This is a genomic window from Pseudomonas atagonensis, from assembly GCF_011369485.1.
GTDB classification, from domain to species: Bacteria; Pseudomonadota; Gammaproteobacteria; order Pseudomonadales; family Pseudomonadaceae; genus Aquipseudomonas; species Aquipseudomonas atagonensis.
The window spans coordinates 171,223-191,029 of the sequence record NZ_VXCA01000017.1 but is presented as its reverse complement, the minus strand read 5'-3'; the positions used below and the strand labels follow the sequence as shown (position 1 = coordinate 191,029).

The 19,807-nt window shown below is 60.8% G+C and carries 17 protein-coding genes; 8 read left to right on the top strand and 9 right to left on the bottom strand.

Annotation, left to right across the window (positions count from 1 at the left end):
• Positions 1-24 precede the first annotated feature (24 nt).
• Positions 25-2,634 carry a bifunctional aconitate hydratase 2/2-methylisocitrate dehydratase gene (acnB, locus tag F2P67_RS12600; RefSeq protein ID WP_166220841.1) on the bottom strand — a complete coding sequence of 870 codons (2,610 nt, stop codon included), beginning with the start codon at positions 2,632-2,634 and terminating at the stop codon, positions 25-27.
• A gap of 410 nt (positions 2,635-3,044) precedes the next feature.
• Between acnB and F2P67_RS12595 the strand changes: the two genes are divergently transcribed.
• Positions 3,045-3,515, top strand: a complete 471-nt coding sequence (locus tag F2P67_RS12595) for a DUF1289 domain-containing protein (RefSeq protein ID WP_166220792.1) — start codon at positions 3,045-3,047, stop codon at positions 3,513-3,515.
• Between the two features lie 111 nt (positions 3,516-3,626).
• On the opposite strand, the gene F2P67_RS12590 is transcribed toward F2P67_RS12595, so the two are convergent.
• Positions 3,627-4,490, bottom strand: coding sequence for a universal stress protein (locus F2P67_RS12590; RefSeq protein ID WP_166220790.1), 864 nt, complete (start codon positions 4,488-4,490; stop codon positions 3,627-3,629).
• Between the two features lie 158 nt (positions 4,491-4,648).
• Here F2P67_RS12590 and F2P67_RS12585 point away from each other — a divergent pair, with 158 nt between their 5' ends.
• The 3 genes from F2P67_RS12585 (at position 4,649) to F2P67_RS12575 (ending at position 7,404) form a co-directional block, all read left to right on the top strand.
• The gene (locus tag F2P67_RS12585) at positions 4,649-5,257 is read left to right on the top strand and encodes a MiaE family protein (RefSeq protein WP_095047457.1); all 609 of its coding nucleotides are present in this window, start codon (positions 4,649-4,651) and stop codon (positions 5,255-5,257) included.
• A 152-nt stretch (positions 5,258-5,409) separates the two neighbouring features.
• Positions 5,410-6,117, top strand: a complete 708-nt coding sequence (locus F2P67_RS12580; RefSeq protein WP_166220840.1) for a response regulator — start codon at positions 5,410-5,412, stop codon at positions 6,115-6,117.
• Complete coding sequence (locus F2P67_RS12575; protein WP_166220788.1) at positions 6,118-7,404, top strand: ATP-binding protein; 1,287 nt, start codon at positions 6,118-6,120, stop codon at positions 7,402-7,404.
• A 152-nt stretch (positions 7,405-7,556) separates the two neighbouring features.
• On the opposite strand, the gene F2P67_RS12570 is transcribed toward F2P67_RS12575, so the two are convergent.
• The 6 genes from F2P67_RS12570 to F2P67_RS12545 all read right to left on the bottom strand — a co-directional run bounded on the left by F2P67_RS12570 (position 7,557) and on the right by F2P67_RS12545 (position 14,098).
• Positions 7,557-8,354 carry a MipA/OmpV family protein gene (locus tag F2P67_RS12570; protein ID WP_166220786.1) on the bottom strand — a complete coding sequence of 266 codons (798 nt, stop codon included), beginning with the start codon at positions 8,352-8,354 and terminating at the stop codon, positions 7,557-7,559.
• A 102-nt stretch (positions 8,355-8,456) separates the two neighbouring features.
• Complete coding sequence (locus tag F2P67_RS12565) at positions 8,457-10,664, bottom strand: TonB-dependent siderophore receptor (RefSeq protein WP_166220784.1); 2,208 nt, start codon at positions 10,662-10,664, stop codon at positions 8,457-8,459.
• A 273-nt stretch (positions 10,665-10,937) separates the two neighbouring features.
• Positions 10,938-11,426: a GFA family protein gene (locus F2P67_RS12560; RefSeq protein WP_166220782.1), complete on the bottom strand. Its 489-nt coding sequence runs from the start codon at positions 11,424-11,426 to the stop codon at positions 10,938-10,940.
• 147 nt (positions 11,427-11,573) lie between these two features.
• Positions 11,574-12,191 (bottom strand): DNA-3-methyladenine glycosylase family protein, encoded by a 618-nt coding sequence (locus F2P67_RS12555; protein WP_166220780.1) that lies wholly within the window; start codon positions 12,189-12,191, stop codon positions 11,574-11,576.
• A gap of 3 nt (positions 12,192-12,194) precedes the next feature.
• A complete protein-coding gene (locus F2P67_RS12550) occupies positions 12,195-12,992 on the bottom strand; it encodes an isocitrate lyase/PEP mutase family protein (RefSeq protein ID WP_166220778.1) in 798 nt (265 codons plus the stop codon).
• Between the two features lie 23 nt (positions 12,993-13,015).
• The gene (locus tag F2P67_RS12545; RefSeq protein ID WP_166220776.1) at positions 13,016-14,098 is read right to left on the bottom strand and encodes a bifunctional transcriptional activator/DNA repair enzyme AdaA; all 1,083 of its coding nucleotides are present in this window, start codon (positions 14,096-14,098) and stop codon (positions 13,016-13,018) included.
• Positions 14,099-14,207: 109 nt separating this feature from the next.
• On the opposite strand from F2P67_RS12545, the gene F2P67_RS12540 reads away from it, so the two are divergent.
• Positions 14,208-14,621, top strand: a complete 414-nt coding sequence (locus tag F2P67_RS12540) for a VOC family protein (protein ID WP_166220774.1) — start codon at positions 14,208-14,210, stop codon at positions 14,619-14,621.
• On the opposite strand, the gene F2P67_RS12535 is transcribed toward F2P67_RS12540, so the two are convergent.
• Entirely contained in the window at positions 14,618-15,238 is a 621-nt protein-coding gene (locus tag F2P67_RS12535) for a LysE family translocator (protein WP_166220772.1), read from the bottom strand. The two genes, F2P67_RS12540 and F2P67_RS12535, sit on opposite strands and share 4 nt — an antisense overlap.
• Before the next feature lie 275 nt (positions 15,239-15,513).
• Between F2P67_RS12535 and F2P67_RS12530 the strand changes: the two genes are divergently transcribed.
• The 3 genes from F2P67_RS12530 to F2P67_RS12520 all read left to right on the top strand — a co-directional run bounded on the left by F2P67_RS12530 (position 15,514) and on the right by F2P67_RS12520 (position 19,473).
• Positions 15,514-16,128, top strand: coding sequence for a biliverdin-producing heme oxygenase (locus F2P67_RS12530; RefSeq protein ID WP_166220770.1), 615 nt, complete (start codon positions 15,514-15,516; stop codon positions 16,126-16,128).
• Complete coding sequence (locus tag F2P67_RS12525; RefSeq protein WP_166220768.1) at positions 16,125-18,362, top strand: ATP-binding protein; 2,238 nt, start codon at positions 16,125-16,127, stop codon at positions 18,360-18,362. The genes F2P67_RS12530 and F2P67_RS12525 overlap by 4 nt, the downstream gene beginning before the upstream one ends.
• Positions 18,363-18,885: 523 nt before the next feature.
• Complete coding sequence (locus tag F2P67_RS12520; RefSeq protein WP_166220766.1) at positions 18,886-19,473, top strand: LysE family translocator; 588 nt, start codon at positions 18,886-18,888, stop codon at positions 19,471-19,473.
• The last annotated feature ends 334 nt before the right edge of the window (positions 19,474-19,807 follow it).

The window sequence follows — 19,807 nt, the reverse complement described above, 5'->3', positions numbered from 1 at the left end:
GGCGTTTTTCATTGCGTTGCAGCGTTAGGCTTGAACGACCGGGATGTTGGCGTTCGCAGCAGCTTCACGGAACTCGGCAATCTGGTCGAAGGACAGGTAGCGGTAGATATCGGCCGCCATGCTGTCGATCTTGCCAGCGTATTCCATGTACTCCTCGACGGTCGGCAGGCGACCCAGGATCGAAGCAACGGACGCCAGCTCGGCCGAAGCCAGGTAGACGTTCGCGCCGTCGCCCAGACGGTTCGGGAAGTTACGGGTCGACGTCGACACCACGGTGCTGTTCGGCTCAACGCGTGCCTGGTTACCCATGCACAGCGAGCAGCCTGGCATTTCCATGCGAGCGCCAGCCTTGCCGTAGATGCCGTAGTAGCCTTCTTCGGTCAGTTGGTGAGCGTCCATTTTGGTCGGCGGCGACAGCCACAGACGGGTTGGCAGCTGACCCTTGACCTGATCCAGCAGTTTACCGGCAGCGCGGAAGTGACCGATGTTGGTCATGCACGAACCGATGAACACTTCGTCGATCTTCTCGCCAGCAACGCTGGACAGCAGACGGGCGTCGTCCGGGTCGTTCGGCGCGCACAGTACAGGCTCGCTGATGTCGGCCAGATCGATTTCGATGACTTCGGCGTATTCGGCGTCGGCATCGGCTTCCATCAGCTCAGGGTTGGCGATCCAGGCTTCCATCGCTTGAGCGCGACGTTCCAGGGTACGTGCGTCGCCGTAGCCTTCGCCGATCATCCAGCGCAGCAGGGTGACGTTGGACTGCAGGTACTCGGTGATCGACTCTTTCGACAGCTTGATGGTGCAACCGGCAGCCGAACGTTCGGCCGAGGCGTCGGACAGTTCGAACGCCTGTTCCAGGGTCAGACCTTCCAGACCTTCGATCTCAAGGATGCGGCCGGAGAAGGCGTTCTTCTTGCCTTTCTTCTCGACGGTCAGCAGACCGTTCTGAATGGCGAAGTATGGAATCGCATGAACCAGGTCACGCAGGGTGATGCCAGGTTTCATTTTGCCTTTGAAGCGCACCAGGATCGATTCCGGCATGTCCAGCGGCATGACGCCGGTGGCTGCGGCGAACGCGACCAGACCGGAACCGGCCGGGAACGAGATGCCCATCGGGAAACGGGTGTGCGAGTCACCACCGGTACCAACGGTGTCCGGCAGCAGCATGCGGTTCAGCCACGAGTGGATGATGCCGTCGCCCGGACGAAGGGAAACGCCGCCGCGGGTCATGATGAAGTCAGGCAGGGTGTGGTGGGTGGTCACGTCGATCGGCTTTGGATAAGCCGCGGTGTGGCAGAACGACTGCATCACCAGATCAGCGGAGAAGCCCAGGCACGCCAGGTCTTTCAGTTCGTCACGGGTCATTGGACCGGTGGTGTCCTGAGAGCCCACGGTAGTCATTTTCGGTTCGCAGTAGGTGCCAGGACGAACGCCTTGGCCTTCTGCCAGACCACACGCCTTGCCGACCATTTTCTGCGCCAGGGTAAAGCCCTTGGTGCTTTCAGCCGGAGCTTCCGGCTTCTTGAACAGGTCGAACGGTGGCAGACCCAGTTCGGCACGAGCCTTCTCGGTCAGGCCACGGCCGATGATCAGCGGGATACGGCCGCCGGCACGAACTTCGTCCAACAGAACCGGGGTCTTCATTTCGAAGGTGGTCAGGACTTCGTCGGTGCCGTGCTTGCAGACTTTGCCGGCATGCGGGTACAGGTCGATCACGTCGCCCATGTGCATGTTGGAAACGTCGAACTCGATTGGCAGTGCGCCGGCATCTTCCATGGTGTTGTAGAAGATCGGAGCGATTTTGCTGCCGAAGCAGAAACCGCCGGCACGCTTGTTCGGTACGTAAGGAACGTCGTCGCCGAAGAACCACAGCACCGAGTTGGTCGCCGATTTACGCGAGGAACCGGTACCGACCACGTCACCGACGTAGGCGATCGGGAAGCCTTGACCGCGCATTTCTTCGATCTGCTTCATCGGGCCGATGGCGCCCTGCTGATCAGGAACGATGCCGTCGCGAGCCATTTTCAGCATGGCCAGGGCGTGCAGCGGGATGTCCGGACGCGACCAGGCGTCTGGCGCAGGGGACAAGTCGTCGGTGTTGGTTTCGCCAGTCACCTTGAACACGCGCAGGCTGATCTTGTCGGCCAGGGTCGGGCGGTTCTTGAACCACTCGCCGTCAGCCCAGGATTGCAGCACGGCTTTGGCGTGAACGTTGCCGTTCTTGGCTTTTTCCGCGACGTCGTGGAACGCATCGAACATCAGCAGGGTGTGCTTGAGTTGCGCGGCAGCGACTGGCGCCAGCTCGGCGTCGTCCAGCAGGTCAACCAGCGTCACGATGTTGTAGCCGCCCTGCATGGTGCCGAGCAGTTCTACAGCGCGCTTCTTGTCCAGCAGAGGGGAGGAAACTTCGCCCTTGGCCAGAGCGGACAGGAAACCGGCTTTGACATAAGCGGCTTCGTCCACGCCTGGTGGAATGCGATTGGTGATCAGGTCAACGAGGAATTCTTCTTCGCCAGCCGGAGGGTTTTTCAGCAGCTCGACCAGGCCTGCTGTTTGTTCGGCGTTAAGCGGCTGGGGAACGATACCCAGGGCTGCACGCTCTTCGATATGTTTGCGGTAGGCTTCAAGCACAGTTATTACCCTCATCAGTGGTCCCAAATGGGTGTCCGGGACGCTCATCCCGAAATGGACGTACTCATGCGCTGCGTGGCGTTGTGGGCCACTTAGCCAGAATTACCGACCATTCCTTACAGAAGCTGCTTTCAAAGTTTTACGCCTGCAGAACGGGGAGCTGATGAGGGTTGGCGCTGGATTTTTCCCCGCTGGAAAAACCCCTCGCCAACACCGCTCTGAAGGAACGACTGTGCTCGTGACGCTTTGAAAACAGCTTCTAACGGACATTGGCGCCTTAAAAGGCTGGCTGATTCTACGGCAAAAAAATTTTAAAGGTAAGTTCACCCCTGAACTTTGAGGGGTGATGAATGTTAGACAAAGGGCTAACATGCCGACCTGTTCCACGTTTCAGTGCCTTTGCCTACCTTATGCCCAATCAGACGATCAAGACCCCCTGCGTCGGCCTCTGCTCCACTGTTTACGGAGATCTGGTGTGCCGCGGCTGCAAGCGTTTCCACCACGAAGTGATCCATTGGAATGGTTACAACGAGGAGGAAAAACGTGCGGTGTGGCTGCGTCTTGAACAATTGCTGTCACAAGTGATGGCGAGCAAGGTCGAGATCTTCGATCCGGCGCGTCTGCGTGAGCAGCTTGAGCAGCGCAAGATCCGCTTCGTGCCGCATCAGTCGGAGTATTGCTGGGCGTATCAGCTGATTGCCCGTGGGGCGCGGGTGATCATTAATCTGGAAGCGTACGGGATGGTATTGCTGCCGGAGTTTCGCGACTGGAACCTGCCGGAATTGCGCGACGCCATTGATCGGGAATTTTTCCTGTTGTCGGAAGCGCACTACCAGCGTTACATCGCCCCCGGATTCCTCAAAGACGCTTTTGGCGGCTGAAAATCAAAAGCTTCGCGAGCAAGCCCGCTCCCACATTGGTGTTGTGTTCGACATCAATCCAGCGTGGGAGCGGGCTTGCTCGCGAAGCGGCCGGTTCAGACACTGAACGGCTTAATGCTTCACCGCCAACTCGACCAAATGATCCTCAACCTCCTGCGGTTTAAGCACCAGCACATCACTCTCCAGCGCATCCAGCACCACTTCGGCGGTATTGCCGATCAATGCCCCCGACAACCCGGTGCGCGCTACCGTCCCGATCACCGTGACCGCCGCTTGCAGCTTGTGCGCCATGAACGGAATCAGCACATCCGCTGGACCTTCCTCGACGTGCAGGTGTGCGTCATCGATGTCGAACTCGGCCTGGAACGCCCGGCATTGTTCGCGATAGCGCGCTTCGATGGTTTCGCTGAGCTGTAACGTCGGGTCGGCCGCCGAGAGCATCGGCGAGGGATGCGCGGCAATCACGTGCAGATGCCCCTTGGCCAGGCTCGCAATGTCATAACCGTGATCGATGAGCTTGGTGTGCAGGTGGCGGTGCTCGCCATCGGCATTGCCCACATCCACCGCCACCAGAATCACTCGGTCTTTCCAAGAGGCCGAGGTTTTCACCAGCAGCACCGGGGTAGGGCAGTGGCGCAGCAGTTTCCAGTCCGCCGGGGTCAGCAGGGCTTTTTTCAGCGAGCTGTCGGGGAAATGCTGTTTGATCACCAGCCCGCAGCCTTCGGCCTGCTGCACGTCGATGATGGTTTCGTGCAGGCTCTCGTTCCACGCCTGTTCGGTGGTCACGCTGTAACCATCGGCCAGCAGCGCGGCTTTGAGTACGCCGAGCATGCCGGCGTGATCGTGCTTCTTGTCGCATACCAACAGGTGCAGATGGGCCTGGGTCACCCCGGCGATCAGCTTGGCGCGCTTGAGCGCCAGGCTTTCCGCATGTTCGGGTTCGATGACCACCAGAATGCTGCGAATGGCTTGCATGAGTGGAGTCTCCAGCAATGAAAAGGCACGGCGTTGCACAACTATAGTTGCTGCTTCCACGCCTGCGACTTGATGCATATCAACGTCCGCCGCTGGTGGTCTGCCAACAGGCCGGTATAATCGGCGCCCTTCGCTCGAACACCTTTACCGTGAGCCCCATGATCCTTCCCGAAATCCACGAATTCCTTGGCTGCCGCACCCCCGACGCCTGGGTTCAGGCTGCATTGGCCGATCAGGAAACCCTGCTGATCGACCACAAGAACTGCGAGTTCAAAGCCGCCAGCACCGCGCTGAGCCTGATAGCCAAGTACCATTCCCACGTCGACCTGATCAACATGATGTCGCGCCTGGCCCGGGAAGAGCTGGTGCACCACGAACAAGTCATGCGCATCATGAAACGCCGCAAGATCGAGCTGCGTCAGTTGCACGCCGGCCGTTACGCCTCGGGCCTGCGCAAGGTTGTGCGCAGCCACGAGCCGGTGAAGCTGGTGGATACGCTGGTGGTCGGCGCGTTTATCGAAGCACGCAGTTGCGAGCGTTTCGAAGCACTGGTGCCGCATTTGGACGAAGAACTCGGCAAGTTCTATTTCGGCCTGCTGAAAAGCGAAGCGCGGCATTTTCAGGGTTATCTGAAACTCGCTTATCAGTACGGCGACGCCAAAGACATCGCCCAGGTGATCGAGAAAGTCCGCGCCGCCGAGCAGGAGCTGATCGAATCGCCGGATGAAGAATTCCGCTTCCACAGCGGTGTGCCTGTCGCCGCGTGAACATGTTGAAGAATGTTAAAAACTCTTAAGAGTATGAAACATCACCGAAAACCGGCACCCGTGGCCGGTTTTTGCTGCCTGAGACAAACGCCGGGGTAACGATTGCCGCCATAATGGCGACCACTTCACACATGGGTTGGCAGACGGTCGTTATGGATAACCTGGGTTTTGGCAGAGTCCTGCTGGTCGAAGACGATGAGCGTCTGGCCACGCTGATCGCACACTTCCTCGAGCAACATGGCTACGAGGTGCGCAGCGTGCATCGCGGCGATCTGGCGGTGGCGGCGTTTCTTGAGTTCAAGCCGAAAGTGGTGGTGCTCGATCTGATGCTGCCGGGGCAGAGCGGCCTGCACGTGTGCCGGGAAATTCGCAGTGTGTCGGACACGCCGATCGTGATTCTGACGGCCAAGGAGGACGATCTCGATCACATTCTCGGCCTCGAGTCCGGCGCCGATGACTACGTGATCAAACCGATAAAGCCGCCGGTGTTGCTCGCCCGCTTGCGCGCGTTGCAGCGTCGGCAGGTGCCGGACAACGGCGTGGTCAACTCGCTGGAATTCGGCCGTTTGAGCATTGATCGCAGCTGTCGCGAAGTGCGGCTGGCCGGTGAGGTCGTCGAAATGACCACGATGGAATTCGAACTGCTGTGGTTGCTGGCCAGCGCGGCCGGCAAGACGCTGTCACGCGATGATATTCTCAACCGCATGCGCGGCATTGCCTTCGATGGGCTGAATCGCAGCGTTGACGTGTACATCAGCAAGTTGCGCAACAAGCTCAAGGACAATCCCCGCGAGCCGGTTTGCATCAAGACGGTGTGGGGCAAGGGGTATCTGTTCAATCCGTTCGCGTGGGAGCTGTAGATGCTGCGGTTATTTCTTGGCTTGTTTCTGGTCATGACGGTGGGCCTGGTGCTGGCGCTGCAAACCGTCGAGCACACCTTCAATGCGCTGCTCGACAATCAGATGCAGGCCTACAACCGCGAAGCGGTGCGCGGTCAGGCGTGGTCGCTGGTCGAGCACATGCGTGACAGTCAGGGCGAGGCGCGCGAGCAACAATTGGACGCCTTGCGCCCGCATTACGGTCTGTCATTGAAACTGGTCGAGGCCGATGAATTGGCGCTGAGCGGTGAGGAAAAAGCCGAACTGGCGCAGAACCTGTTGGTGATCCGCGACGACTACACGCAGTTCATCAGCAACATCGATGGCGGCTCGCAGTTGCTCAGCATCAAACTGCCGCCGGAACCGAGCCTGATGCCGTTCTACATCGCCGCCGCTTACGGGATGCTGGCGGTGCTGATCGGCATCGTTCTGTTCTTCTGGGTGCGCCCGCACTGGCGCGATCTGGAGAAACTGCGCCTGGCCGCCGAGCGCTTTGGCGACAACGATCTGTCGGCGCGCATTCAGTTGTCGAAACGCTCGAACATCCGCGATCTGGCCGAGCACTTCAACCTGATGGCGGCGCGCATCGAAGGCCTGATTGCCAACCAGCGTGAGCTGACCAACGCCGTGTCCCACGAACTGCGCACGCCGATTGCGCGGCTGTCGTTTGAACTCGACCAACTCAAGCAACAACCGGACGCCAGCCAGAACCGCGAACTGATCGCCGACATGTACGCCGACCTCGGTGAGCTGGAAGAAATGGTTTCCGAATTGCTCACCTACGCCAGCCTTGAACGCGGCGCCACGGTGATCAAGCGCGAAAACATTCAAGCGGCCAACTGGCTCGACAGTGTGGTCGGCAGCGTGGCGCTGGAGGCGGAAGCGGCGGGGGTGCAATTGCTGATCGGTGATTGCCGGCTCGATACCGTGCGCATTGAACCGCGGTTCATGGCGCGGGCGGTGATCAACCTGTTGCGCAATGCGATTCGCTACGCCGAGCAGCGGGTGGAGGTGACATTGGTGCGCACGGGCGATTATTACGAAGTCCGGGTCAACGACGACGGGCCGGGTGTGCCGGTGCACGGACGGGAGAAGATCTTCGAACCGTTCTCGCGGCTGGACGCCAGCCGTGATCGGCGTACCGGTGGTTTCGGGCTGGGGCTGGCGTTGGTACGACGGGTTTCACAATCCCATGGCGGGCAGGTTGAAGTGACGGAGTCGGCTTGGGGCGGGGCGTCGTTTCGCATGACTTGGGCGCATCTGGACTGACAGTGGCTGATAGTGCCGGCCCCTTCGCGAGCAAGCCCGCTCCCACAGGGTACGCATTCCAGATGTGAGGTCAGATCCATTTCGACAGCGCAGTGCAGTCCGAATGTGGGAGCGGGCTTGCTCGCGAAGAGGCCGTTAGAAGCACCGCAAAGTCAGAAGGTATACACCACCTGCCCAGCCACTGCAGTCTGCAAGCGCCGCTCGACAATCGGGCTGTCCGCCGCTTCATGGCTCAGATACTGCACTGCCAGTACCGACGACACACTCCAGTGCTCATCAATCGGCACCGACCAGGTCAGCTCCGCGCCGCGACTGATCAATCCGCTTTTCGGTTCATAAGCCCGAAACCGGCTGCGCGAAGCCTGCGCCGTGCTCACGCCGTACCAGGTGCGCAGATAATCACTGTCACCAAACTGGCTGTTCAGGCCGCCGGTCACCTTGCCATACCGGCCCTCATACAACGGCAGATGGATGCTCAGTTTCAGGCGATTCCACGACGATCCGCTGTCGGGGTCATCGTCGTCCTTTTCCAGTGCATGCTCGAAACTTGCGCCCAGAATGATCGGCCCCATGTGATAGGTGCCATCCAGGCCAAGCACCGGGCGCGACTTGATCGAGCCCATCCCGTTCAATTCGTCGGACCCCTTGAAACCGGCCTTGCGATCCTTGCGCACATCGCTGGCGCCGATGTACACGCTGAGGCCGAAATCCTCTTCATCAAAGCCCCAGCCTGCACCGCGCTCACTGTCGAGAAAGAACCCGTAGGGGCTGACCACTTCGACGCCCACCAGCGGCGCCGTCACCCGTTCATCACTGCCGCTGTAGCGCGGCGCATTGGCCGCGCCGCCGCGCAGGGTGGCGTGCCAGTCCTCGGCACGCAGCGCGTTGCCCGGCAGCAGCAGGCACAGGGAGGTCAGAGACAGCGAGAACGTGCGAAACGAAATCAGCATGGGGCACCCGAGGGGATTGTGGATGCGCCCATGCTAGGGGCAGGGTGGCGAGCAATCTTTGGCAGCTTTGTCGGGAAACTGTCAAAGACTGTTAAGCCGTGGTCAGAAGTCCCATTTGGTGGTGAGCATCAGGTTGCGCGGCTCGCCGTAGAACGTCGTGTCGAAGTTGCCCAGGCCCGTCAGGTAACGTTTGTCGAAGACATTGTTGGCGTTGACGGTGAAGCTCAGGTGCTCGTTGTACTGATAGCGGCTCATCAGGTCGACGAGGGTGTAACCACCCTGTTTGATCCGCGTGTAATCGCCGGCCGGGGCGCTGTAGATCTTGCCGTAGAACGCGCTCTGCCAGCTCACGCCACCGCCGACGGTAACCTTGTCGAGCATGCCGGGCAGGCGATAGGTGGTGAAGGTTCGCACCACGTGCTCGGGCTTGGTGGTCGACAGCGGATAACCGTAGATGCGTTGCTCATCGGCGTCACGGCTGCGGGCGTAGGTGTAACCGGCCGAGACGTTCCAGCCCTCGCGCAGTTCGCCCGCCAGTTCCAGTTCCACGCCTTTGGTGGTGGCGCCGTCGATGGCTTTGTAGATACCTTCGTTGGTCACGGCGTTGGTGCCGATCGACTCGGCGACGCCGTCCTGTTCAATGCGGAAAAACGCCAGGCTGGCGTTCAGGCGACCGTCGAAATACGCGGCTTTCAGGCCGGCTTCATAGCTGTCGCCTTCGACCGGTGCGAGGGTCGAACCGTTGCCGTCCTTGTAGGTCTGCGGCTGATAGATGCGGGTGTAACTGGTGTACAGCGAATAGGTGTCGTCGAGGTCGTAGATCAGCCCGGCGTACGGCGTGACCACACCGTGTTCCTTGTAGCTGGCGTGGGTGTCGTCGAGGCCGGCGCCCGGGTTGTAGCGGTAGTCTTCGTTGTACTTGAAGGTGCTCAAGCGGCTGCCGAGGATCACCGACAGATCGTCGGTGGGGTGCAAACGCGTCGCCAGATAGACGCCGTTCTGGCTCTGGGTACGTTCGTATTTGCCGTTCTTCGGGAAATCCTGTTTCGGCAGATCGCCGTTCCAGTCGTAAATGCTCCCCGGTACTGGCGAGAAGGCGCTGCTGTCATAGGTCGCGCCGGTCTGGCGCGAGTGCGCGGTCATCACACCGGCAATCAACTCATGCTCGCGACCGCCCAGTGTGAACGGGCCGGAGACGTTCACGTTGGCTGTGTTTTGCACGCGGTGACCTTCCCAGCGGCCCCAGTACAGGAACATGCCTTCGCCGCTGGCGCGATTCGGGTTGCCGCCGCTGGCCGAGGCCAGGCGCGTGTCGTGGTCCGTGGTTTTCTGATCGAGGCTGACCTTGAACTTCCAGTCATTGGCCAGCGCCTGTTCCAGCGAGGCGAAGTAGGTGATGTTGTCGAAATCGCGACGGCTCCAGTCAGCCCCGGAGTTGAAGTGACGCGGGAAATCGGTGCGCCCGCCGTCGGCGAAATACACCGGGTTGCCGGTCCAGGAACTGCCGCGCGGGGTGGTGCTGGATTTGTCGACGCCAAAGGTCAGCAGGGTGTCGTCGCTCAGGTCGGCTTCGAGGATGCCGTAGAACAGGTCTTTACGCTGGCTGTAGTGGTCGAGATAGGAATTCTGATCCGAATACGCGCCGACGAAACGTCCGCGCACGTTGCCCGATTCGGTCAGTGAACCGGAGATGTCGCCTACCGTGCGCCAGGCATCCCACGAGCCGACCGTGCCGCTGAGCGAGGCTTTGAATTCCTTGGTGGGTTTCTTGCGGATCAGGTTGACCGTTGCTGACGGATCGCCGGCGCCAGTCATCAGGCCGGTTGCACCCTTGATGATTTCGATGCGATCGATGCTCGCCGCGTCGTCGCCATTATTCGGGTTCTCGCCGTAAACGCCGTCGTAGGGAATGTTGACGCCGTCGTACTGAAAGTTAGTGATCGCCAGGCCCCGGGCGGAAAACTCGGTGCGGTCGCTGTCGTACTTCTGCGTTGAAATGCCGGGCGCGTTACGCAGCGCGTCGCCAACACTTTGCACGCCACGATCATCCATTTGCTGGCGGGTGATCACGGTGACCGATTGCGGGGTTTCGCGGATCGACAAGGGCAGGCCGGTCGCCGAAGACATGGCGCCAGTGGTGTAGGAACGGGTGTCTTCGGTGGTGGCGCCAAGACCCTGGGCGGAAATGTTGGTGGCGCCCAGTTGCAGCGGCGGCTGGTTTTTGTCGACGGTGTCAGCGGCGTGGCTGGAAGCGCTCAGCAGGGCCAGCGTCAACGGGCACAAGGTAAAACGAAAACGAAGGTGCGGCATGGAGATCCCTTTGCATCGAATCGATCGGTAGTTGAAGTGCTTCTGAGGGGTTAACCGAACGAAACGCGAAAAGGGGAACTGCGTGGATCAAAAACGATGGGTGGTGCGTGTCCTGTGGCGAGGGGATTTATCCCCGATGTGGTGCGCAGCACCACCAAACCTGCACCCTCGGTACTTCTGTAGGACCGCGTACTCAGGTTTTACGACTGCTGCGCAGCCGAACGGGGATGAATCCCCTCGCCACAGGGAATGTGGCAGGCATGGCTTTTTGGGTTAGCAGGTCAGTCCGAGGCGGTCGTGCCATTGCGCGATGGATTCTTCGGGGTAGACGTCGAATTGTTTGTCTTTGGGCTCGGCCTCGACTTCAACCCACGGCGCTTTCGAGCCGAGCATAAGGTGCGTATGTTCCGGCGGCACGGGCAATGGCGTATCGATGGCTGAAGCGAAGGGGTGAATCAGCTCCGGCCATTCCGGGCTGAACAACCACAAAGCGCTGCCGCACAACGAGCAGAAGTGCCGTTCGGCGGTGCTGCGGTGGGCGCGTTGTTCGCCATCGCTTTTGATTTTTGCGTGGTAGATCGAGATGTGCTTGCGGCCCTGCACCTTGAGGGTGGTGGCGTCGCCGGCAAGGTTGATCGCAAAGCCGCCACCGCCCTGGGTCTTGCGGCAGATCGAGCAGTAGCAGCGTTGATAAGGGTAGGGCTGGGCGCTGGTCAGGCTGAACGTGACTGCGCCGCAGTGGCAGGAACCTTCGAGGTGCATGGTGGCCTCCGGTGTTTTTGTCGGTGCGGTTCAGCCTAGATGAGTGGAGGTGAATGCGCAGGAGCCATCGCAAGCAAGCTCGCTCCCACCTTGGGCACGCATTTCAAGTGTGGGAGCGGGCTTGCTCGCGAAGAACGAAAACGCGGACTAAGGCTTGGCCACCCGCCACAGATACCACGCCGCCACCGTCCGATAAGGCCGCCACGCCAGGCCAGTCTCGATCATTTGCTTGCGCGCAGGCTGCACCTCCAGCCCCTTCAACCGCCGATACCCCTCGCGCACGCCAAAGTCATCCGCCGGCAAGATGTCCATGCGCTCCAGGCTATAAATCAGCAGCATTTCGACCGTCCAGCGACCGACCCCGCGCAGGCTGGTCAAGCGCTCGATCAGCGCTTCATCGTCCATCGCCAGCGCCGTGGCGTAGTCCGGCACGATGCCGTCCAGCGTTGCCTGGGCAATGCCCTGAATCGTCGCAATCTTGCCCGCCGAAAAGCCGCAACTGCGCATCTGATCGAACCCCGTCGCCAGAATCTGCTCCGGATGCGGAAACGTCTGCCCGGGAAACAACCCCACCAACCGCCCGACAATTGCATCCCCAGCCCTGGCGTGCAGTTGCTGATAGGCAATCGCCCGCACCAGCGATTCATAGGGATCGCGCGCCGGATGTGGTTGATGCAGGCAAGGGCCGACAGCAGCAATGTGGCGCTGCCAGTCGGCGTCGAGGCTGGCCAGAAATTCACTGGCCGGTTGATAGGGATCAGGCATGGCTTACTTCAACAGACCGTTGACTTCGCCATAGGTGAAAGCCTTGAGGTCATGGGTATCGAGCTTGCCGCTGGCGAGAAAGCTTTTCACCAGCGAACCCATGGCGCCGTACATGAATTCGGCGATCCCGGAACCGGCGCTCAAGCGGCGCACGCCGAGAGCTATCAACTCTTCGGGGGAGGGCAGGCAGGCGAAGCCCAGGACGTTGACCGGCAAAGTCGTCCCCTTGTAGATCGCTTCGATTTCGTAGGCCGACGTCACCCCGGCAGCGAACAATCCATCGGCCCCGGCCGCCTGATACAGCGCGGCACGACGCAGTGTTTCGGCGACGCGATCCTCGGCCGGAACCAGCCCTTTGAGGTAAACGTCGGTGCGGGCGTTGATGAACAGCTTCACATTGCGCTTTTCAGCCACTTGCCGCGCGACTTCGATTTTGCGCGCCAGCAATTCCGGCGTACCGCTGCCGTCTTCGATGTTGATCCCGACCGCACCTGCCGCGACAACCGCCTTTATCACTTCGGCAACCCGGTCGAGGTCATCGGAATAACCGGCTTCGATGTCCACGCTCAACGGCACCTGGATGACCCGGGCAATCGACTCCACGGTGCTGATCAAACGCTCCAGCGGCAGGGTGTTGCCGTCCGGATAACCGTGGGCCCAGGCGACAGCGGCGCTGCTGGTGGCGACCGCTTTGCCACCCAACTGCTCGACCAGCCGCGCGCCGGTGGCGTCGGCGACATTGGTCAGGATCAGCAGGCCATCGTGGTGCAACTGGTGAAACTGAGTGTCGAGCGCGTTCATCGAGATCCCTTCTTGTCGGTTGTTCAGAAAGCCAGTGGTTGCGTGAGCTGCACGGCGGCGTTTTCCAGCCTGAGCAGAAACGCCTTGCGCGGTTGCCCACCACCATAGCCGGTCAATGAGCCGTCCGCACCGATCACCCGATGGCACGGCACCACGATCGACAGCCGATTGTGTCCGTTGGCCAGCCCCACCGCGCGACTGGCGCCGGGTTTGCCCAGCCGTGCGGCGATGCTGCCGTAGGTGCTGGTGTGGCCGTAGGGGATTTGCCGCAACTCGCTCCAGACCTGTCGGGCAAACTCGCTGCCGGGCAGGTGCAGCGGCACGCTGAATTCGCTCAGCTTGCCGGCGAAGTACAGCGCCAGCTCTTTTTCGATCTGTTGCAAATGCGCGTTGTGCCCCGGTGCGACCACGTAGCCGTAGCGGTTTTGCAGTTCCTCGACTTCCCGGGTCAGCGCCGGACGGTCGAGAAACTCCAGCAGCACCAGCCCGCGGCGCTCGGCCATGGCGATCATCGGCCCGAGTGGTGTGGTCAGGCGGGCGAACAGCAGCGGTTCACTGTGGGCGGCGCGGCCGGGCGTGATGTGGAATGACTTCTGGAAAGCGTCGCGAAAACCGCTGAGCGATTCGTAACCCGAGTCGAACGCGGCGTGGTCGATGGACGTGCCTTGCTTGATCCCGCCCAGCGCCATGCCGAGCCGGCGGGTGCGCAGCCACGCATGGAAGGTCATGCCGAAATGCTGCTTGAACCAGCGCCGCAGCTTCAACGGCTCGATGCCCTCGGCGAGCAATTGCGCATCGCTCCAGCGCAGCTCAGGATCGGCGTCGACGGCTTTCAACAGCCGCTGCACCCAGTCCGGGGCGATAGCCGCGGCGTCCAGCGGTTTGCAGCGCAAGCAGGCGCGATAACCGGCGGACAGGCAGTCGTCAGCGTGGGCGAAGAACTCGACATTCTCCGGTTTCGGCTTGCGCGCCGTACAGGTGGGGCGGCAAAAGATCCCGGTGGTTTTCACGGCCGTGAAGAACACGCCTTCATAGACAGTGTCGCTTGCGAGCATGGCGCGAACCATTTCGGCGTGAGGGGGCAGGACAGCGGTCTGTATGTTCATGGGCCGAGGATAAAACCAGTTATTCGATGGCTCCACCGAAAAATCGACAGTGAATTTTCGGGCCGCTGCACTACAGTGATCGGGTCGCTACAACTCGGGAATTGCCTGTATGCCACCGTTCACGATTCAACACATCGACCACATCGTGCTGCGCGTCGCCGACCTGCAACGCAGCATTGATTTCTACGACCGGGTCGTCGGTGCCGAAGTGGTCAAGCGCAACGAAAAGTTCGGTCTGGTACACCTGCGCGCCGGCACGTCGATGATCGACCTGGTCGACCTCGACGGCGAAATCGGCCGCAAGGGCGGCGCCGCTGCCGGCAGTGAACGGCGCAATGTCGATCACTTCTGCCTGCGCATCGAGCCGTTCGATGAAGCGGCGTTGATCAGTCACCTGCAATCCTGTGGTCTGAGTGTCGATAAGGCTGCGACTCGCTTCGGCGCCGAGGGCAACGGCCTGTCGCTGTATTGCTTCGACCCGGACGGCAATCAGGTCGAGCTCAAAGGCCCGTCCGAAGCTTAGGCCCGTTTGGCCATCAGCAACACCGAAGCCGCCGCCGACAATAAACCCGCGCAGCAACTATTGAAGATCCGTTTGCCGCGCGGTTCGGCGAACCAGCGGCGCAGGTTCAGGCCCATCCACGCATAGGTGCCGATGGCGATCCATTCCAGCGACAGGAACAGCACGCCCAGCAGCATGAACTGCGGGGTGATGGCGCGGCTCGGGTCGACGAACTGTGGCAGGAAGGCGGTGAACAGCAAGATGGCTTTCGGGTTGCCTGCCGCCACCAGAAACTCCTGTCGCGCCAACGCGAAGAACCCGAACTCGGCAGCGTTCACCGACTGCTCGGCTTCAGGATTGGCGCGCCACAATTGCCAGGCCAGGTACAAAAGATACGCCGCGCCAATGATCTTGATCGCATGGAACAGCCATTCCGACGTTTGCAGCACCACCGACAGGCCGGCGCCGGCGAGGGCGATCATCCCGGCGAATGCCAGAATCCGCCCGATCCCGGCCGTGCAGGCGCGGCGGTAGCCGTAGCGGGTGGCGTTGCTGACCGACAACAGATTGTTCGGGCCGGGGGCCATGTTCAGGGCGAAACAGGCCGGCAGAAACAGCGAGAGCGTAGCGAGATCCATGACGAAGGCTCCTGAAACCAGAGCGCTGTTTTTATCACAAGGTTCGCGCCGTAATACCCATACAGTCAGGCGACGCCGTCGCAGTACAGCGTCGGTGGCGCTGGTCAATCCACTCGAACTTTTTCAAGGAACAGGCACTCAGAACCACTCAAAGGGTGATGGTGGCGGCAGAAAAACTTATCCGCGCGGTCAAAACCGGTATTTGCCGTGTAAGATTTCCCCGACGCTTCGCTAACCCCGTATGGCCCCAGGCGGCCCCACCAAGAGCGACATACATGCAAGCAAAGGCCCGTGAAGTTTATGTGCCACCGGTGCTGCAAGATCTGCGGGCCGGCACTGCCGAACTGCACATCGCACTGGAAAAACGCCTTCCTTTTTTTTCCGATTCCCTCGATCTGAAAGCCTTCGAGCGCTTGATGCAGGCCTATTACGGTTTCTATCAGCCGCTGGAAAATGCCTTGCAGCAAAGCCAGGCCATTCCCGCTGACTTCGACCTGAGCCCACGGCTCAAGACCGCGACCCTGCGCGGCGACCTGCAGGCGCTGGGTGTCTCGCCCCCGGCCTTGGATAATTTGCCGATCTGCGGTCAGTTACCGGTCATTGATTCCAGCGCTGCCTGCCTCGGCGTGTTGTACGTGCTTGAAGGCGCCACGCTTGGCGGGCAGATTCTGCGCCGGGAAATCTCTGCGCGCTTAGGTCTGGAAGCCAGGAACGGCGCGGCGTTTCTCGACATTTATGGCGCAGCGACCGGACGTCGCTGGCGTGATTTCATCGAATACCTTGGCAGTCGACCCATGGATGCGGACGAGCGCAATGCCGTTGTGACGGCGGCACACACCACATTCAGCTGTTTCGAGCGCTGGCTCGAAAGCCAGGAGGTACTGGTATGACCCCGCAAGACAAAGAAGCCTTTGAAGAACTGCTGGCCAACTGCGCCGACGAACCGATTCGTTTTCCCGGTGCGATCCAGCCGCACGGTTTGCTGCTGACCCTGAGCGAACCGGCACTCGACATCATTCAGATCAGCGCCAACGTCGAAGCGTTGTTGGCGCGTCCGCCCGCCGGGCTGATCGGCCAGCCGCTGGCGAGCCTGATCGGTGACGCTTACGCCGCCCAGGTGCGCGAAGCGTTGCAGCAAGCGGCGTTGTCCGACGCTGCACCGTTGCACTTTCGCCTCAACGGCACGGCGTTCGAAGGCCTGCTGCACCGGCATCAGGATGTTCTGATTCTGGAGCTGGAAATACACGTCGAAAACTTCCAGCCACGCAATGTCGCCGGGCGCGAAACCCACCTCGGGCGCATGCTCCAGCGCTTGCAGGCGGCCAAAAATCTACAGGCGTTGTACGACATCAGCGTCAACGAGATTCAGGCCATGACCGGTTACGACCGGGTGCTGATCTATCGCTTCGAAGAAGAGGGCCACGGTCAGGTCATCGCCGAAGCGTCCGATCCGTCGATGGAAGTGTTCAACGGTCTGTTTTTCCCGGCGTCCGACATCCCCGAGCAGGCCCGCGAGTTGTACCGCACCAACTGGCTGCGGATCATCCCCAATGCCGACTATCAACCGGTGCCGCTGGTGCCCAAGTTGCGCCCGGACACCCAGACCCCGCTGGACCTGAGCTTCGCCACGCTGCGCAGCGTGTCGCCGATTCATTGCCAATACATGAAGAACATGGGCGTGCTGTCGTCGATGAGCATTTCCCTGCTCAAGGGCGACAAACTCTGGGGCCTGATCAGTTGCGGCAACCGCCAGCCGCTGCACGTTCCGCATGAACTGCGCACCGCGTGCCAGACCATCGGCCAGGTGCTGTCGCTGCAGATCAGCGCGATGGAAGCCCTGGAAGTCAGCCGTCAGCGTGAGGAAAAGGTCGAGGCGCTGGCGTTGCTCAATCAGGCGATGATCGATTCGCCGCAAAACGTCTTCGATGGTTTGTCCGCGCAGCCCGAAGTGCTGATGGCGCTGGCCAATGCCGGCGGTATCGCGATCATCGAAGACAAGCAGCTGCACCGCTACGGCAATTGCCCCGAGCCGGACGACATCCGCGCGTTGCACAAATGGCTGCAGGAGAACGGTGAACCGGTGTTTGCCAGTCATCACCTGGCCAGTGTCTACCCGCCAGCGGCGAATTATCAGCAGGTCGCCAGCGGTGTGCTTGCCATGAGCCTGCCTAAACCGGTGGACAACGGCGTGCTGTGGTTCCGCCCGGAAGTCAAAGAGAACATCAACTGGAGCGGCGACCCGCGCAAGCCGCTGGATCTGGAAAACTCCGACGCCGGCCTGCGTTTGCGCCCGCGTACTTCGTTCGAAATCTGGAAAGTCGAAATGGCCGGGATCTCCACCAAATGGAGTCACGGTGATCTGTTTGCGGCCAACGATCTGCGCCGCTCGGCACTCGAGAACGACCTTGCCCGGCAAGTGCGCCGCGAGCAGGAAGCGGTGCGCGCCCGCGATGAACTGGTGGCGGTGGTGTCCCATGACCTGCGTAACCCGATGACAGTGATTTCGATGCTTTGCGGCATGATGCAAAAGGCTTTCAGCTCTGATGGGCCGCACACCTCTCGACGCATTTCCACGGCTATCGACACCATGCAGCAGGCGGCCGGGCGCATGAACACGCTGCTCGAAGACTTGCTCGACACGTCGAAAATCGACGCCGGACGCTACACCATCACGCCGCAGAAACTCGAAGTCAGCCAGATGTTCGAGGAAGCGCAGTCGCTGCTCGCGCCGCTGGCGCTGGACAAAGACATCAGCATTTCCTTCGAGGCCGATCCGGACCTGCGCATTCATGCCGACCCGGAGCGGCTGTTCCAGGTGTTGTCGAACCTGGTCGGCAACGCGATCAAGTTCACCCCACGTCTGGGCACGGTGGACGTACACGCCAAGTCCGTCGACGGCGAAATCGTCTTTATCGTGCGCGACAGCGGCGAAGGCATTCCCAAGGAACATTTGCCGCACGTGTTCGACCGTTACTGGACCGTGAAAGAGGGCAATCCGACCGGCACCGGCCTCGGTTTGTACATCACTCAAGGCATCGTCGAAGCCCACGGCGGGCGGATCGTCGCGATGAGCGAGCCAGGGCAGGGCAGTGAGTTCCGTTTCACCGTGCCGCGCCTGGATTGATAGTCAGTCCGGGAGTGTCGATGGATGCAGGACTTGGGTCTGCCCACACATCCAGGGTGGGAGTGGACTTGCTCACGAAGGGGCCGGCACATTCAGTATTGATGTTGCCTGACCCGCCGTCTTCGGGAGCAAGCTCCTTCCCACAGTTTGTCGATGGATGCAGGACTTGGGTCTGCCCACAAATTCAGGGTGGGAGTGGGCTTGCTCACGAAGGGGTAGGCACATTCAGCATGGATGTCGCCCGACCTGCCGCCTTCGGGAGCAAGCCCACTCCCACAGTTTGTCGGTGGATGCAGGACTTGGGGCTGCCCACAAATTCAGGGTGGGAGTGGGCTTGCTCACGAAGGGGCCGGCACATTCAGCATGGATGTCGCCTGACCTGCCGCTTTCGGGAGCAAGCCCCCTCCCACAGTAATGGTCGGGGGATGCAGGAATGGTGTTGTCAGGGCGATTTTCTTCAATACCCGGGATGAGGCGCTGGTTAGGGTGAGCGCCTTGTTCCTCGTTTTGAAGAAGGTGTGCGATGAGTCTGATTGTGTCGATGGCGGCGTTTGCTCTGGCTGCGTCCATTACCCCGGGGCCGGTGAATATTGTGGCGTTGAGCGCGGGGGCGCAGTTCGGCTTTCGTGCCAGTCAGCGTCATGTCGCGGGCGCCACGTTGGGGTTTGTGCTGCTGCTGGTGCTGATGGGGCTGGGGTTGCACGAAGTGCTCAAACTTTGGCCGTTCATGACCCGCGTGGTGCAACTGGCCGGCGTGGCGTTTCTGCTGTTCATGGCCTGGAAACTGGCCAGTGATGACGGGCAATTGAATACCGGCGGAACCGGCCGTGCGCCCTCGATGTTGTACGGCGCGGTCATGCAGTGGCTCAACCCCAAAGCCTGGCTGGCCTGCGTGGCGGGGATGGGCGCATTTGTCGCCGATGGCGAGGCGCGACTGGTCTGGCAGTTTGCGGCGGTGTATCTGGTGATCTGTTATCTGTCGGTGGGTTGCTGGGTGTATGCCGGGACGTTCTTGCGCGGTTATCTCGGCAATCCGGCGGGGATGCGATGGTTCAACCGGATGATGGCGTTGTTGCTGGCGATGAGTGCGGGGTATCTGTTGCTGCCGTAAGCGTGGCGAGCCATGGGTTTAAAGGTGATTAAGGATGCTTCCGACAATCCACAATACCTTGCGCCATTGCCTACGCATCCACCAGAATCCGCCGTTTCCGGCTCGATGATAAATAAGCGACCGGTCTCGCAGCCCGCAATCTCTGGACGCACAACATACTCAAGTTTTATAGCGGCTGTACGTGGGAGACCTTCGGGTCTGCCGGTTCTAGAGCGCGTATAGCGGGCACCTCTTCGTATCGCAGAGCTGGCGGTGAATCGGGCGCTGGACAAGCTGGAGGTGGCGGCTGAGCCCCGTGTCTGATTGATAAAACCGAAACGGCCCCATTCCGGGG